This window comes from Paenibacillus sp. FSL E2-0151 (assembly GCF_037993015.1).
GTDB classification, from domain to species: Bacteria; Bacillota; Bacilli; order Paenibacillales; family Paenibacillaceae; genus Paenibacillus; species Paenibacillus amylolyticus.
In genome coordinates, this window is the sequence record NZ_CP150308.1 from 4,999,148 (window position 1) to 5,015,595 (window position 16,448).

General features: G+C 45.9%; 16 protein-coding genes. 6 read left to right on the forward strand and 10 right to left on the reverse strand.

The genetic code is table 11. The annotated features are described in order from the left end of the window. Positions 1-57: 57 nt before the first annotated feature. The 3 genes from nirD to MHI55_RS22500 all read left to right on the forward strand — a co-directional run bounded on the left by nirD (position 58) and on the right by MHI55_RS22500 (position 2,131). A complete protein-coding gene (nirD, locus tag MHI55_RS22490) occupies positions 58-384 on the forward strand; it encodes a nitrite reductase small subunit NirD (RefSeq protein ID WP_091028331.1) in 327 nt (108 codons plus the stop codon). 49 nt (positions 385-433) lie between these two features. Next, complete coding sequence (locus tag MHI55_RS22495) at positions 434-1,216, forward strand: formate/nitrite transporter family protein (RefSeq protein ID WP_340386942.1); 783 nt, start codon at positions 434-436, stop codon at positions 1,214-1,216. A 285-nt stretch (positions 1,217-1,501) separates the two neighbouring features. Beyond that, positions 1,502-2,131: a YfbR-like 5'-deoxynucleotidase gene (locus MHI55_RS22500; RefSeq protein WP_074095934.1), complete on the forward strand. Its 630-nt coding sequence runs from the start codon at positions 1,502-1,504 to the stop codon at positions 2,129-2,131. On the opposite strand, the gene MHI55_RS22505 is transcribed toward MHI55_RS22500, so the two are convergent. Both MHI55_RS22505 and MHI55_RS22510 read right to left on the reverse strand, forming a co-directional pair. Next, the gene (locus MHI55_RS22505) at positions 2,132-2,941 is read right to left on the reverse strand and encodes a response regulator (protein WP_340386945.1); all 810 of its coding nucleotides are present in this window, start codon (positions 2,939-2,941) and stop codon (positions 2,132-2,134) included. Between the two features lie 4 nt (positions 2,942-2,945). Further along, positions 2,946-4,859: a histidine kinase gene (locus MHI55_RS22510; RefSeq protein WP_340386947.1), complete on the reverse strand. Its 1,914-nt coding sequence runs from the start codon at positions 4,857-4,859 to the stop codon at positions 2,946-2,948. Between the two features lie 141 nt (positions 4,860-5,000). Between MHI55_RS22510 and MHI55_RS22515 the strand changes: the two genes are divergently transcribed. The 3 genes from MHI55_RS22515 to MHI55_RS22525 all read left to right on the forward strand — a co-directional run bounded on the left by MHI55_RS22515 (position 5,001) and on the right by MHI55_RS22525 (position 8,104). Next, positions 5,001-6,302: an ABC transporter substrate-binding protein gene (locus MHI55_RS22515; RefSeq protein WP_340386950.1), complete on the forward strand. Its 1,302-nt coding sequence runs from the start codon at positions 5,001-5,003 to the stop codon at positions 6,300-6,302. A 103-nt stretch (positions 6,303-6,405) separates the two neighbouring features. Continuing rightward, a complete protein-coding gene (locus tag MHI55_RS22520; RefSeq protein WP_340386952.1) occupies positions 6,406-7,278 on the forward strand; it encodes a sugar ABC transporter permease in 873 nt (290 codons plus the stop codon). 1 nt (position 7,279) lies between these two features. Next, positions 7,280-8,104 (forward strand): carbohydrate ABC transporter permease, encoded by an 825-nt coding sequence (locus MHI55_RS22525; protein WP_340386954.1) that lies wholly within the window; start codon positions 7,280-7,282, stop codon positions 8,102-8,104. A 161-nt stretch (positions 8,105-8,265) separates the two neighbouring features. Here MHI55_RS22525 and MHI55_RS22530 read toward each other — a convergent pair whose 3' ends face one another. From MHI55_RS22530 to MHI55_RS22565, 8 genes are read right to left on the reverse strand one after another with little or no spacing between them, the layout of a single operon-like run. Next, entirely contained in the window at positions 8,266-9,594 is a 1,329-nt protein-coding gene (locus MHI55_RS22530; RefSeq protein ID WP_036615192.1) for an MFS transporter, read from the reverse strand. Positions 9,595-9,614: 20 nt separating this feature from the next. After that, the gene (locus MHI55_RS22535; RefSeq protein WP_036615194.1) at positions 9,615-10,250 is read right to left on the reverse strand and encodes a TetR/AcrR family transcriptional regulator; all 636 of its coding nucleotides are present in this window, start codon (positions 10,248-10,250) and stop codon (positions 9,615-9,617) included. 60 nt (positions 10,251-10,310) lie between these two features. Beyond that, the gene (locus tag MHI55_RS22540; RefSeq protein WP_340386956.1) at positions 10,311-11,078 is read right to left on the reverse strand and encodes an ABC transporter ATP-binding protein; all 768 of its coding nucleotides are present in this window, start codon (positions 11,076-11,078) and stop codon (positions 10,311-10,313) included. 12 nt (positions 11,079-11,090) lie between these two features. Continuing rightward, positions 11,091-13,424 (reverse strand): FtsX-like permease family protein, encoded by a 2,334-nt coding sequence (locus MHI55_RS22545; protein ID WP_340386958.1) that lies wholly within the window; start codon positions 13,422-13,424, stop codon positions 11,091-11,093. A gap of 35 nt (positions 13,425-13,459) precedes the next feature. Continuing rightward, a complete protein-coding gene (locus tag MHI55_RS22550) occupies positions 13,460-14,200 on the reverse strand; it encodes an alpha/beta fold hydrolase (protein ID WP_047843826.1) in 741 nt (246 codons plus the stop codon). A 25-nt stretch (positions 14,201-14,225) separates the two neighbouring features. Then, entirely contained in the window at positions 14,226-15,110 is an 885-nt protein-coding gene (locus MHI55_RS22555; RefSeq protein ID WP_017687157.1) for a hypothetical protein, read from the reverse strand. Further along, entirely contained in the window at positions 15,107-15,370 is a 264-nt protein-coding gene (locus tag MHI55_RS22560) for an acyl carrier protein (protein WP_017687156.1), read from the reverse strand. The genes MHI55_RS22555 and MHI55_RS22560 overlap by 4 nt, the downstream gene beginning before the upstream one ends. A gap of 15 nt (positions 15,371-15,385) precedes the next feature. Next, a complete protein-coding gene (locus MHI55_RS22565) occupies positions 15,386-16,435 on the reverse strand; it encodes an HAD-IIIC family phosphatase (RefSeq protein ID WP_100527632.1) in 1,050 nt (349 codons plus the stop codon). Positions 16,436-16,448 lie beyond the last annotated feature (13 nt).

Genomic DNA, 16,448 nt, shown 5'->3' on the forward strand with positions numbered 1-16,448 from the left:
GTAAGCTCGCAAGATAATACTGCCGGAATGTTAAATATAGATAAGGAGTGGTTTAAGATGACGACAAAACAATCAGGCACCTACTTCCCTGCCGGAGTAGTTGAAGAATTCCTGCCACGAATCGGAAGAGTAGTCGAGATTAAGGACCATCAGCTTGCTGTCTTTCGTGCATCGGATGGTACCATCTTCGCTGCGGATAATCACAACCCCCACCCTAAGGGTGGGCCGCTGGCTGAAGGGATCGTGTCCGGGCATTATCTGTACGATCCGCTGTATGATTGGAAAATCGACCTGACTACCGGTCTTGTGCAAGCACCGGACAACGGTCAAGTACAGATGTATCCGGTGAAGGTAGAGAACGGCCAGGTCTGGATTGAAATATAGCTCCATTGAAACGTTCAAAGATTGATGCAAAATAATGGGGGAAACCGTGATGTATACACCAAGTGTTGAGGGAATTATTGAAGCTGCGGTTAAAAAACGGGATCAAATGAACGCAAGCCTGTCACGATATATGGTTGCTGCCTTGATGGCTGGTGCCTATGTAGGGCTTGGCATCGTTTTGATCTTCAGTATTGGTGCTCCGCTCCTTGCGGCACAGTCACCACTGCAAACCATGTTGATGGGCATGTCCTTCGGACTCGCGCTCACGCTGGTTATCTTTGCCGGATCGGAACTGTTTACAGGTAACAATATGTTCTTTACCATGAGTACACTGGCAGGCCGAACCACAGTGAACGAAACGCTGAAGAACTGGGGGCTCGTCTTTGTTGGTAACCTGCTCGGCGCAATTCTATTAAGTCTACTTATAGTCGGTAGCGGTCTATTCAAAACGGCCACACCGGAACATCTGTTATTCGTTGTCTCTGCCAAAAAGATGGCGGCGCCCGTGTCTGAGTTGTTCTTCCGCGGCATTCTCTGTAACTGGCTCGTCTGTCTGGCGATCTGGATGGCTGCTCGCTCCAAAGAAGATATCGCCAAACTTGTTCTTATCTGGTGGTGTCTGTACGCATTTATCGCAAGTGGTTATGAGCACAGTGTTGCCAATATGACTTTGCTGTCTTTATCCTGGTTGCTGCCAAACCACCCGGGTACAATCACGATGGCAGGCTGGTTCCATAACATGATTCCGGTAACGCTTGGTAATATTATCGGCGGTGCCCTCTTTGTTGGAATGGCGTACTGGTATACTTCTCCGGTACGAAAAAAATCATAATTCTTGATTCAACTGCACTTATGTAGCCTAGAGCACAACATCTACACACACTGAAGCCACGATGGATGCCGAACTCACGTTCAGTCACACATCGTGGCTTTTTATTGTTTGTCGATAAGCTGCTACTCTCTCGTACGTTTCCCTTTCATCCTCTCGTCCTTCTATAGAGAATTAAAACTTCATTTTACCTTCGTCGCTATCCGCATTAATCCACAGTTGACATAATTGGCGTATAGTCGATGGATACTCACACTTATACTCAACCAGCAAAGGATGAACGCTTATATGGGAATTCACACATACTTCAGGTCACTGAATGATCTTGAACGTATTATTCGTACACCTGGCAAATTCAAATTCGAAGAACATAGCGTATCCGCTCATTCCTGGAAAGTGGTACAGTACGCCAAAACGCTCGCAGATATTGAGGAGCAACATGGAACTACAATAGATTGGAAGAAGTTATACGAAATTACGAGCAGTCATGATTATGGCGAAATCTTCATCGGTGATATTAAAACACCCGTCAAACATTATTCACTGGAACTGCGTTCGATGCTGCAAAAGGTGGAAGAAGGCATGGTTGAACATTTTATTAATGAAAATATTCCTGAAGAGTTCCAGCCTATTTTCCGCAGACAGCTGCGTGAGGGCAAAGACCAATCGGTTGAAGGACTGATTCTCGAAGTCGCAGACAAGATGGATCAAGTATATGAAGCCTTTGCTGAGCTCCAACGTGGCAATACGGAGAAGGAATTTATCGTTATGTACCGTTATGCCTTGGTCAAAATCAAAAATATCGACCTCCACTGTGTGCAGTATTTCCTGGAACAGATTCTCCCCGACATGATCGAAGAAGGTATCCGCTCCCCGTTTGATATTCGCAAAATAACCGAAGAAGCTCTGGCCCAGTAATCAGCTCAAGTCAACATGGTGCTCATCATCCATGGACAGGGCTTTTTTTCGTTCCTGCAATTGCAGTCGGTACTCGCTAGGGTACATGCCCGTTTTGTTTTTGAAGATCCGGCTGAAATAGTGGGAATCACTATACCCTACCGCTCCACCAATAGTCTTGATATCCATATTCTCGTGCGTGACGAGCATGCGTTTTGCTTCATTAATCCGCAGACCTGTCATATATTTTAGCGGAGTCTCACCCGTTACTTTCTTAAAACACTTCCCCAGATAGTCCACACTAAAATGCATCTGTCCCGCCATGTCCTGGAGTGTAATCTCATGCATGTAATTCTGCTTCAAATACAACTTAACGGCCTCTGCGATATCCTCCGGCTTCATCTGCTCATCCAGCACGGCACTGACATGCGCAAGCGAATCCCCAGCGCTCCCAAGCTTCAATTCCATCGCATCCAGCAGTGTCCGAAGCTGTTCTTCCGATAATGGTTTGAGCAGATAATCCTCCACCTTGTAACTGATCGCCTGCCGTGCATATTCGAATTCATGATAACCACTCAGAATGACAATTTTCACATGCGGATAGGCAAAGTACAGATGTTTGGCGAGTTCCAATCCATTCATTACCGGCATCTGTATATCAGTTACAACCAGATCAGGTACGGAATGTTCGATCAGCTGTAACGCTTCCTGACCGTTCCTCGCCTCACCGATCACCTCGAACCGGGTGCCCAGTTCCCTGAATTTGCGTGAGACATTCCGGCGAATCAGGGCTTCATCTTCCACAATAATCGTTCTATATTTGATTGTCATGGGTTCAGTCATGCTCCTTTCGAATGGAACCACCTATGGTAATCTGGACACCGCCGGAAGGCTTGTTCGTAATCTGCATGTGGGCTGCCGTGCCATACCATAATTTCAATCGGACCCATATATTTTTGAGTCCCATGCCGTTGATTTCGAGGTCAGGCATACGCTCCCACTCCTGTGACTGTTCGATGTAATGCATGATCTTGGCAAGTGCCTCGGGTTCCATGCCAGGTCCGTTGTCTTCCACGTGGATCTGCCAGGTCTGCTGTACCGCATCCATATCTCCAGTAATATTCAGTTTCCATGGAGGGGTATCACCCAGTCCATATTTCATGGCATTTTCGAGTAGTGGTTGTACCATCAGCATCGGAACCTGGATATACTTCATCTCTTCCGGAATATGAAACTCGTAGTGCAGATCATCCTCAAACCTAATCTTCATACACTCCAGATATCGCTCACAATAATCCAATTCTTGAGACAGGGGAACCCCGTTCTTACCCGGAGTAGAAATATAACGCAGCATAGACGCAATATTGGCGCAGAACGCGACAATCTGCTCATTCATGCCTTCTTCCGCCATGATGCTAATATTAGTGATGTTGTTATAGAGAAAATGCGGGTTCATCTGGGATTGCAGCGCCAGTAATCTCGCTTCTGTCTCCTGAGATTTCATCGCCAGCCTGTCCTGAAACGATTGCACAAGCTGTTGATTCAGCCGGATAAACGTATCATTTAGCTCATCCATCTCCCGAATAGAACCGGGATGCTCCAGCTTGAACAATTGACCGGAATCCTGACCCGATACCAGATCATTCTCACCCGTTTTGAGAATAATGCGCTGCAAACGATGCAGCGGCAAAGTAACCCGTTTGGAGATCAGATACGAGAGAATCAGAATCAGCATGAGAGTAGCTAACGTGGCACCGATAAACATCACAGCCATCCGGTTGAGACTCGCGAAAAGGGACTGTTTGGACTGCATGACAATAACGGTCCATCCCGTCTCCTGTGACGTCATGTACGTCATCATCTGTTTGGACTGACTCAAAGGATCGCTAATCTCCTGCATCGTATCAGGCGGAAATGAAAGATTTTGAATCAAGTCCACATCATCGAAATGGCCTGCTTGAGAAGCATCGGCATCCGAAGAAAGTGGATATAGCCGTGTATTTTGTTCATCCACTACATAGATCCGAAGATCGTCGTTATTTGTCTGCAAATCATTCAAATGCTGGAACAGGGTTCCGGCATCCTGCAAAATCTCAACGACACCCTGGCTGACATAGTTGCCATCTTTGTATACCCGGGTAAGGGAAATGTAAGGTTGATCTGATTTACCCTCGCCTGTTGGCATGGGCAAGGCTCCGCCCTCTAACAATTGGATCACTCGCCAGCCACTCCGCTTCCAGGTTTCCTTGTACCACGGTCGCTGAGTCAGGTCTACCGACAGTTGACCGTTGAATGCACCCGCTCCCAGCATCTTGCCGTTCACATCATAGATGTTGGCCTGCTTGGCTGTATTGGAGCTGCTGATGATCGCGAGAATGACGTCAATTAGTGTGGTTGTATCCTTATACAATGCTGGATCACTCGTCATTGTCTGCTCACTGTCTTCTGCTGGTGCCAAGTAGTGACTGAAGTGTTCTTTGACCAGATTGGAGTACACGATATTCATGGAGAAGTTGTTCATTTTCACCACTTCCTGATCCAGGTTACTGACAATTGATACCCCCAGTTGTCTCTGCTGTTCTTCACTTCGCTGACGAATGTCACTTGCGAGAAAAACATACAGAAGCCCCGCCACAATCAGCGAAAAGATAATAAATACCGCAGAGTAATAGGCAAACAGACTTTGCTGAAGCGTTCCAAATCGATATCGCAATCCCCACACACCTCGTCCTATGATGATATCTGTCACACCATTCGAAAATGTCCACCCAACAGAACGCTTTTGTCTATTGAGCACATCCCTTGTTCACAGTAAAGTTATCCACATAAGAATACGCTTACATTAAGCGTTTCGGCAAGTGACAATTTTCTTTATATTCCGGGAGGTTCAATGATGAGAAAACGATTTCTATTTTCACTTGCAAGTGTGCTCCTGCTCTCCACTCTGCTGCTTGCCGGGTGCAACTCAGGTAAAAGTACGGAAGGTTCGGGTAAGGTGACTCTCACGTTTGGAACAAGTCAATCCGGTATTCCGCGTACAGGCATCATGCAGACGATGGCCAAGGAATATGAGCAGGAGACGGGTGTCAAAATTGACTTCCAGGTCGTGCCTGACGCACAGTGGCGTGACCTGATCAAGGTGAAGCTCGCTTCTGGCGAAGCACCTGATATTTTCAATGTCGATGTGGACCCACTGAGCATGCCGGCTAACGTAAGACCGGAGGAGAATGCCATTGACCTGACCAATGAGGAATTCACAGGTCGGATGTCTGAAGAGATTTTGCCAACTGTCAGTCATAATGACAAGGTGTACGGGGTTTCTTTTGCACCAACGAAAATCTGGTATGTGTACTATAACAAACGTATCTTCCAAGAGCTCGGCATAGAGCCTCCTACATCCTATGCGGAATTCAAGGCCATCAGCCAGAAAATTAAGGATAAAGACATCATTCCGTTCTATCAAGCACCTGCCAGCGGCTGGTATCAGGTTCTGCCTTTGTTCGAAACGGGACCTAACTATGAGCAAACAACAGCGGGAACCTACGAGAAATTAAACAACAATGAGATGAAAGTCGCAGATATGACGCAACTCAAGACGGTCATTGAACAGTTGAAAGAATTTGCGGATCTCGGTTATTTCGGCAAAGACTTCTTGTCCAATACGGTAGAAGCGGGCATTGAAGCGTTTGGTCAGGAGAAAGCGGCCATGCTGCTACGGGTGCCAGGTACGGAAAAGGAAGTGTCCGAAGCGTATCCGGAAATGGAAGACAATATGGGATTCTTCGTCATGCCGTGGGGAGATAATCAGACGATTGGAGTGAATCCGGGCGGATCGGCTGCGATGTTTGGTAACAAAAACAGTAAACATCCCGAAGAAGTGCTGAAATTCTTCCGCTGGATTACCGAGCATGATCATCTGCAACGTGTGTTCGATGAAGGTGAAGGTAATCTGACGATCTGCTGGCCGGAAATTGAACCAAAGCTGACACAGGACTATATTGATTATGAGAAAAATCATGAAAAAGGTACGGTTATGCAGGCCGCTGTGAAATACATTGATCCACAATGGATGGATATTGGCAAGGACTTATCAGGTATGTTCGCCGGAGCCATGACACCGGATCAGATTTTGCAAAATATTGATAAACGTCGTGCTGAACAAGCCAAAGTGCTGAAAGATGAGAAGTGGTAGTAACAGCGCACATCTCAGATAAATATAAACGCTGAACAACGTTACATGCAGCGGGCGTTTGCCCGCTCATGTATTTTGGCAGGAAGGAAAGGTGTTACCGGTTATGAATGCAAAGAAAATCTATCCCTGGTATTTCTCATCTGGAGCGATTGTATTATATCTGCTGTTCATCGTTGCTCCCGCCCTGCTGGGCATCTATTACTCCTTCACCGACTGGAACAGTTATAGTTCGGAGAAGAACTTTATCGGTCTGGAGCATTTCCGTACCATTCTCGCGGGTGATCCGACCTATCTGCTTTTTATCAAAAACACAGTCTTGTTCACCCTCGTTACATCCATCGCCAAGACCGTTCTGGGCTTATTTCTCGCTCTACTCCTGGTCAGCGGTGTAAAAGCCGCGAATCTGCACCGAATGATCATCTTCTCTCCACAGGTGCTGTCGTTCCTGATTGTTGGGCTTGTGTTCAAAAGTCTGCTCGATCCCAACAACGGGTTCGTTAACGTGACCCTACGTTCCATGGGACTGGACGTTCTCGCCCAGAACTGGCTGGGCTCCCTGACCTGGGCCATGCCATCCATTATGGCAGTGGATACGTGGAAAGGCATGGGATACATCATGGTGCTGTTCATCGCCGGACTGCTCGCCATTCCCCGTGATTATTACGAAGCAGCATCCATTGATGGCGCTGGATTCGGGCAGAAGCTGTTCCGGATCACCATTCCGATGCTGATGCCTACCATTACCATCGCCACGGTACTTAATATTACATACGGGCTGAGAGTATTCGATGCCGTATACGTGTTAACCAATGGTGGCCCCGGTAACGCGACAGATGTCATTAACACGGCGGTCTATTCCTCTTTTGCCAAAGGATATTGGGGACTCGGAAGTGCACTATCCACCATCCTGTTTGTCATCATGGCAATCATCTCCTTTTTCATCATTCGTTTGATGAACCGAAAGGTGGAATACTGACATGCGATTGAGAAAAAGATTGGCTTCGATCGGGTTAAATGTACTCGCCTGGCTGCTTAGCCTGGTGGTCCTGATTCCTTTTGTCGTCATTGTACTGAATTCATTCAAGTCGGACGCCGAGGCCAAAGTGCTTAAACTGACGTTGCCCGAGAAGTTTATTTTCGAAAATTACAAAATTGTCTATGAACAGGGACATTTGGGCGGTTCTTTTTTCAACAGTCTGCTGCATTCTGGGGCTTCTTCTCTGCTACTGGTGTTTGTTGTGGCCTTCTCGGCCTTCACGTTATCCCGCAACCATTCGAAGCTCAGCAAGTTTCTGTACTTTTTCCTGATTCTTGGTATCACACTGCCGCTCAACTACATTCCGCTGATGGAAGTGATGAAGTCGATGGGTATGATCAATTCACATGTCGGCATGATTCTGCTCTACACCTCCATGGGGATTCCGATATCGCTGTTCATTACGTATGCGTTTGTGTCTAACATCCCGAAGGAGCTGGATGAAGCCGCGATCATGGACGGATGTAATGGGATCAAGCTGTTCCTGCGAATCATTGTACCTTTGTTAACCTCGGTGCTGGTAACGGTATTTGTTCTTAATTTCCTGAGTGTCTGGAATGAGTTTACTGCCCCACTCTATATGCTGAATACAGTGGAGATGTGGCCGATGACGCTGGCTGTATATAACTTCTTTGGACAATTCAGTGCCCAGTGGAATCTGGTCAGTGCCGATATCGTGCTCACGTCATTGCCTGTGTTGATTGTGTTCCTCATTGGGCAAAAGTATATTGTAGGAGGACTAACTTCAGGGGCGGTTAAAGGGTAATCTCCACCGACAATCCAAATACACAAACACTCTTGTCTAAGTACATCTTCTGACTCCTCAGCACAAAAAAGCCCTTGTCTGCTCATCGTGTGAATAACTTCTTCGTACAGAAGAAGTATCACACGCTGCTGCGGACAAGGGCTTACGCTGTTGGATTCGAATTAATCGTGCGCCAACCCGCCAACATCTGATGGAGCCGCTATATCTGGGCTCTGCTCCAGAGATTTGATCATTTTCAAACGGGATGTGATTATTGCGATCAGAATAACAAACAGACCCGCGATGATAAACAGAAACGCAATACCTCTGCCTGGCCCAGTTCCAATAATTTGACCAACAGACGAAGCCAGTGCTCCCCCCTCCATCAGTAACGGATTAAACACATGGTCGGCCAGAAAACCAGCCAAACTGTACGCGATAATGAACCCGAGTTGTGACAGAATACCAATGATTCCCCATACCCTGCCCTGCTTATCGTTGGCGATATTGTTTCGCACCAGTACATCTGCGCTCATATTGACAAACGGCAGTGATGACAGGAACAGAAAACCTGCGAAGATAATAAAATAAATGTTGGTGGATATGCCCAGAAGTGAAAAGGACAAACCGCACAAAATCAGACCCATCACAAGCACACTTGCGTATCTCTTTGTTATTGTAAATATGCCGATGCACAAGCTGCTAATCAGCATGCCGATGGCACTAACAGACTGAAACGTTCCAAGTGTCTTTGCATCCGTGAATGACAGAAGCATCGGACCAATGAGTGTCTCCAGGAATCCCAGATAAAAGGTGACAAGTGAAATAATCACCACCAGCAACAGTACTCCCTTGTTGGTTACAACTTCTCTCCAGCCCTCTTGAATATCGGTGATCCAGTTTTTTCCTTCTCGATCCTCTCGCTCCACCTTCATGCTCTTCCGAATAACCAGCACAGCCAGAATGGCAACCAGGAATGTCAGAATATTAATGACCAGAATGACTTCAATGGTTGTTATACTAAGCAGAATGCCCGCAATGATGGGTGAAAACAAAAACTTCGAGGATTCAGCCAGTTGTACAAGACCGCTGCCTTTTGAGAATTGATCCTTATCCAGCAGGTCCGTAGCAGAGGCCTTATATGCCGGGCTCTGCAACGCGGAAAACACGGAACTAAAGGCCACTCCCACATAGATATGCCATAATTGGATATCACCTGTGAGCATAATGGACAGAATGAAAATCAAACCGGCTGCCGAACCCAGGTCGCCGATAATCATCATCGTTCGACGGTCGAATCGGTCTGCCAGTACCCCTCCAATAGGTCGAAGCAGGATATTCGGCAGAAACGTGAATAAGGTAATCAATGCAACACTTGTTGCCGTATTCGTTTTTTCGAAGGCATACACCCCCAGGGAGAAGGCTGTAAGTCCAATCCCAATCATGGAGATGAGCTGACCGAACCATACGACCAGAAACTTTTTAAATGATTTTTGAACGGTATGTTCCATGGATAATACTCCTTTCTCGGCTAACCTTGATTCGGAAAATAAAGACGAGTGACGTAGGCGAAGCTTCCTTGTTCTGCTCCCAGCACACGTTCCATAATATGTGTGAATGCTTCAACCTTTTTTTGGAGTTCTTCCTCCTCCCATTGAAAGATGCCTCGATCCAGCAAAAATTGTGACGATACGAGCAGGAATTCGATGGATTCCTTTGGGTTAGGTGTATGAAATACCCCCTCCTGAATGCCCTGCTCTACCACCTCGGCCAAGATGGGACTTAATCGAATTACCGTCTCAACAAGACTCTTTTGGTGCATCTCCACATTATGAACACTGTGCAATTGCTCGATGAGATCATGTTTTCTGCCGTCAGGCTGATTCTGCGCCATCATGATGCGAAAAATTTTGTCATGGGCATTCAGTTTGGGATCGGACACCACGTGCCTGGCCGATGCCTCCCCGCTCAGAATAAAACGCATGACGATGGCGTTCATGACCTCTTCCTTGGACTGAAAATAATAATAAAATGTACCCTTGGCAATGTTGCACGCCTGAAGGATATCCATGACCGTAGCTTTGGTGTACCCCTTTGTTATGAACAGAATCTCGGCGGCATCCAAAATCTCGTTCCTGCGTTCTTCCGGGTTTTTTATCAGTCTCATATCCTGACCTCCGATACGTTCGACCGACTGTCGGTCTATTGTAGTCATGGAGTTCTTTTTTTAGAACCCCATTTCAGTCAACCATTGCGCCAAATGGCTTTCCCTTGTTTTCAGATCCTGACGCTCTCTTGCATATTTTCCAATATTTCTGTCTGCAACCAGCTTACCGTCTATCATAAACAGTACACGTTCCGATCTGGCAGCGACTTTCACATCATGGGTCACCAGCAGAATGGTTGTACCCGTTGCATTAATATCGCCCAGAATATCCATGATCTCATACGTTGATTTGGAATTCAGCGCCCCCGTTGGTTCATCGCCGAATAAAATATCTGGATTATTGATCAGCGCACGGCAGATGGCAATCCGTTGAAGCTGTCCGCCTGAGGCTTGGGTGATGTTATGCCCAGCAAGCTCATCAATCCCCATTTTTTTCATTAATGACATTGCCCGTGTATTAATCGTTTCTCTGCTGCTATTCTTGGCCAGATACGCGGAAAGTACGATATTGTCTAATAGATTCAGATTCTTGAGCAGATGAATATTTTGAAAGATGAATCCCATCTTGGTCAAACGTAGACTTGCCAGATCCCTCTCCTCAAATGCCGATATTTTTTTGCCATTAAAATAGACGCTTCCAGCACTAATCTGATCCATACCACTTATGTTGTACAGTAAGGTAGACTTGCCTGAGCCAGATGGCCCCATGATGGAAACAAATTCTCCCTTTTTTAATTGAAGGTTGATATCTTTTAAGATGTTATGTTCTTCATTCTCGCCGATCGCTACGGATTTATTCACGTCTTTAGCCTCAAGTATAGTTGTCATCGTTGATCCTCCCTATTCGACAATCATTTTGGATATGCTCGTTTCCTTGATCGATTGGATACTAATCCATGCTGTCAGTACAATCGTGCCTGCAAGTAACAATGGACACAAAATATATGCTTGTAACGGGTTAACAACAAAGACAATATTGGAAGCACCAAACGTCGACATAATGGCACTAACCAGCAACGGACCCAACGTATTGGACAATATCGTTCCAGTAACAACCCCTAAGATTAATATGACAAGTGACATCACGACATACTTGAACTTGATTTTAGACAAGGCAAACCCAAGGCTTCTTAGTACAGCAATGTCGTTGTTGTCCTTGGCTACTAACATCTGAAGGAACAGTGCTGTAATTAAAATAGATATGAAGACACCGATGACCAAGGCCAGCATCGTCACCATTTTCAATTGTTGGATGGTTCCGCCTAACGTCTGATCCAGATAACCTTGAAGATCGGTTACTTTGGCTGGCGAGAAAGCCGCCTCATATTCAGCAATTTTGGTAGCCATGTCCCCGCGATTATTCAGATCCAAACTGACCACGTACCACAACACACTATCCTTGTTGTAGGGCAATAAGGCCTTCGCCGTTTTCCCACCATTCGTAACGTCCTGGTATATTCCGCTGACCGTCATCATCTGGTCCTTGCCATTAACCAGCAAGGTAAGTTGCTCACCAGTCTTCAGGCGCAGCTCGCTACTGTTGGCATCAGATAACGCAATTTCATTCTCGGTTGTTGGCGCATTACCGCTAACATAAGACAATGGGAAAATACTGAAATCCCCAGTTTCTACACTCAGATTGTCGTAACTTCCTTCCGCATTTTTAATCTTGAACTGACTTGTTACCAATGGGGAATACGTTTTGATGTCTTTATCATTTTGGATCCGGGCAACCAGATTGTCATAACGCTGCTCCACATCGTCTGTGTGCCTCAAGTCAATGCGAATATCACTTTGTCCAACACCCATATAAGAGATAAAACTTGGCGCCTGCAAAGTGTTCAGGAAGTTGACCGGCACAATCATGATAAATGAACTGACTACAAAGACAAATAACAATAATCGGAACATCTTGATTCGCTGTATCACTTCCTTCAGACCAAGAAAGACAGGTACGGAAGACCAGCGATTGCGGGACAAACTAAGCCGGTTTCGAATGATCTGTGTATCTCCCAGGCTCCCGGTACGGAGAGCATCCACCGCGGAGATGGAACGAAAACGCCGCAGTACCGTTCGACAGAACAGAACAACCATGGCAAATATTATTCCAGCGGCTAATAACGGAATCGCGAAATGCAACAGGGTTGCAGGTGCTTTTCCCATATACAACATGATGTTGGAAACAAATAATCTGTTAACGCCAAGTGATGCAATGTAACCAAGCACGGATGCAAATCCCGCCATAAATACATACTTCATCAGATACAGTCTCTTAATATCCTTCTCTGCAATCCCTATCGCTTTCATGACACTAATCTCACGATAATCCTCTTCGATGGTCGCAAGCATCGTGAATCGGATGCAAAGCATTGCAATCAGAATCAGCACAAGACTGACCAAAATAATAACGGCTGCAATAACTCCGTCGGTCATGGCATTCAATACCTGGAACAGCCCATAGGTTACGACTGGACCCGCGTTGGGAAGTCCGGCATTTTGGTAAGCCTGGGTAAATTCACTTGTCAGTCCGGGATCCGTCAACCGGAATTCGATGAGATACTCCATCTCTCCGATGCTCTGCTTCAGTTCTTGCAAATTCCCTGCACTCACGATAAAACGTTTGGAGTGCACAACCGATGGATTCATCTGAGCATCACGGACAAAATCAACGATGGTGTAAGAACGCTCAAATTGACCATTATCGATCCGAACCTGGTCGCCCACGCTCAATTTTTTTTGCTGCATGTAATATACCGGAACCGCGATCTCGCCATCGTTCACCTGAATAATCTCACTGTCCAGATTCAACAAATAGTCGAAACCCTGATTCTGTGTAACAAAGTCAATGTCCATAACACTGTTCTTTTCGGACTCTGCTCCGAGAAACAGATTAGAGCCGTCAATGTTGACCATTTCCACAATCTGATGTTGCTGAACCATGGCATTTTCTTCAGCCCATGTGTTCACTTTGACCTGATCGAGTTCTCCAGCATGCATTTGCACAAAGTGTGGTGTTTTGGATTCAGAAAATAGATATTGGATGGAACTCGTCAGTTCCATAATCATTCGTGACCCCGAAGATACCAGCAAGGCGGCCAGCAGTACAAAAATAAATAACGCAGCCGTAATCCCTTTTTTTCTCGTTATATCGTTTCTCAGCATTCGTAGCAGCATATACGAACATGGCTCCTCTCATCTACAAGTTGTTCCTATTTATCTGGAGTCATAAAGCTTGTCAGACAATGCGCAACCGTTGAAGGTTGATGCATCATGAACATGTGAGCACCCTCTTTGATGGTTTGAAGCTTCATGGATGTGCCAAAATATCGGCCCCATCTCAACGCTGACTGAAGGGTAACGGTACGATCCCGTTCTCCCCACAGATACAATACCGGCAATGAGAGCGGCTCATACTCAAGCGTTGCTGCAGATTCCAGCATCCTGAAATCCGCCCGGATGACGGGTAGAAAATAATTCAACAATTCTTTTTCATGTATCAGTTCTTGCGGAAGAGCTTCATAGGAAAACAGATGATCAATCAGATTTTCGTCTGACATCTGATCATAATTCTGCATCCCGCATTCGTCAGGCGTGTTGCAGGCAGATAACACAAGCCGTAGCGTTTTAGCTACATCTGGACGTTCCTGACATAAGCGTTGCGCAACGAAGTAGGCTGTAATCCCTCCCAGACTATGTCCAAATAACAGACTGCCGGGCTGTATAACATCCAGCAGCTTGCTGGTATACAGTTCTACGAGTTGCTGCATATGCTCCAGGGGAGTTTCGGTGTTCAGACCATGACCCGGGGGCGTAAACGCCCAAATTTCCGTGTCAGGAAGGTACGGCACTAGGGGCTGAAAACTGTTGGAGTTGCCACCGAGATAAGGAAAACAGACCATTTGTCTGTTTCCCTCCCCCTTTTGTAGCTGCTCCAAATAGATCGGTTCCATCACTTATCCACCACCATAACCAGGCTTACTTTCTTTCCAGAACATATGCAGGGAATGTCTGAAGTGAAGTATCCACATTTTTACGCTTGAAGATGACATGTATGACAATAGCCGATATTGCAAAAAAGAAGAATTGCATAATTTGAACTTGCGGATTAAAGTAGTACAAATCAATTTGACTTCCTGTAGCTACAAGCCAGAATGCAAGCAGATAAAACAGAAGTGTACCTTTGGTTGCATTGAAGATATAACTTTGGAACACGATAAATGCCATAAGCTGAACAACATAGTATATGTAAGTGGTTGAGGTGCCAAAAGAGGAAATCAAGTATCCCGGAAGCACCCATAATCCGAACAACAGGCCGGTAATCAGACCACTTGTTATATTATTTTTTAACTTCCCTTGCAAGAATGGAAGCAAAAATCCGATCCAGCCAAACAGCCCACCAATCAGCCCCGTCTCCTTGATCAGATTCACAATTCCCAACCAGATCATTTCAGGTACACTATATGTCAGCTCAGGGACCGGTATGCCGAATAACAAGGAACCAAAGTGCATTGTTGATGCAAAGATGATGGAAATTCCAATAATGAGCGGTATCCAGAACAGGTCCTGTCTGCGCGGAACCAGCTTCATAAACATTCCTTTTAATGCTTCCTTTCCGCCCATCACATAACATGTAATTAATCCGGCAATGGAAGGTGAATACAGAGCAACGATCGCAAGTGGATGCATCAAGGTTAACTCACCTGTTATGGGTACAATAAAATCCGCAAAGAACATGAACAAACTTGCGATTCCATAACATGTGCCAAAGGAAATTCCCAAAAACAAATACATATATTTGTTGGACGGGCTGGTTGCCGGACTTGTGACTGGACGAATGGATGCCTGATTAGCTGTAATCATAGTGCCGCCTCCTTCTCAGTCAACTTTCTCTCAATAAGATCATGCAAACGGTTAATCGTGCAGAAATTAGCCAAATCCAGATCTTCATTTGCTATCTCAATCTGGAATCTACGCTCTACAAAGTCCACCAAACGCATCGCAAAGAGCGAATTGACGAACCGCTGCTCAAAATAATTGTCATTATCATTAATTTGAGTGTCCTCATGATCCATGGTGAGGTTGTTCCCGATAAACTCCCGAATTTCCTGACGATAATCCACTGCCCTTCCCCCTTGTTATTGATGTTGCCCCTCGGGCACTAAAACCTCAATGTAATCTGGAAACTCTACAGCCTGTTGCAAATCATGATAAAACAGTACTCTTCCTTCCTGATCTGCAGATTGCTGCTTGAAACCGGCAAAGCGGTAGCTGATATTCATCATCCGGTTCCTTCCGGTATCCCTGAAGTCCGCAAGCATCTGTTTGCCCTGCTTCTGAGCTTCACGCATGATATACGTTAGCAGTACACTCCCTGCTCCCCTGGACATCACTCTGCAAGACATCAGAAGCATGTTTAGCCGCCATACTTTCTGCTGCATGTGAATAAGTGCAAGCCCAATTTTGCCATACGTCCCGTATTTGTCTTCGAGTTCACACACCAATAACATATGGTCCTGCGAGGTCATCAGTTGATGCAGTTCCTCGTAACTGTAGGTAATTCCCGTTGCATTTAGCTGATTGGTACGGACAGTAAGTTCCTCTGCACGTTGAAGATCATCCTCAGTAGCCTCGTAGATGGAAAATTTCATGCCAAGCGTAGCCAGAAATTGTTCTGAAGGTCCTTCATACTGTTCCTCAGCCTGTTTACGGAGCGTATCCGCCTGATACATCTGCCTTCTGCACGCAGAGTCGGCTGTAATGAATCGGGGCATCAGCCTTGGGTCATCAAGCATGGTTTCATATTGATCCGCATGAAGTACCTGGATGTCGGCATGTACACTTTGCACTTCTTCCAGTTCAAAAGGTTGATCATCCACAAACAGAATGGCATCCATACCGATATTAATGTTCTGCTGAATCCGCTGAACAGAGACGGACTTCGCATCCCAATGGATCTCGGGATATAGAAAATATTCGGCGATGCCCAGTTCGTTAAGTTTCGCCCAAGCCAGCTCTGCATCATTTTTACTGGCAACAGAGTGCAAAATACCTCGCTGGTCCAGTTTTTCAATCACCTCCTTTAAGCCCGGCTTCAGTTGCACATCTGCAGATTCAAGCAAAACCCCATCCCATATGGTGTGGTCCAAATCCCAAACGATACACTTGATATCCTTGAGCTTTTCCATGGTCATGCCACCC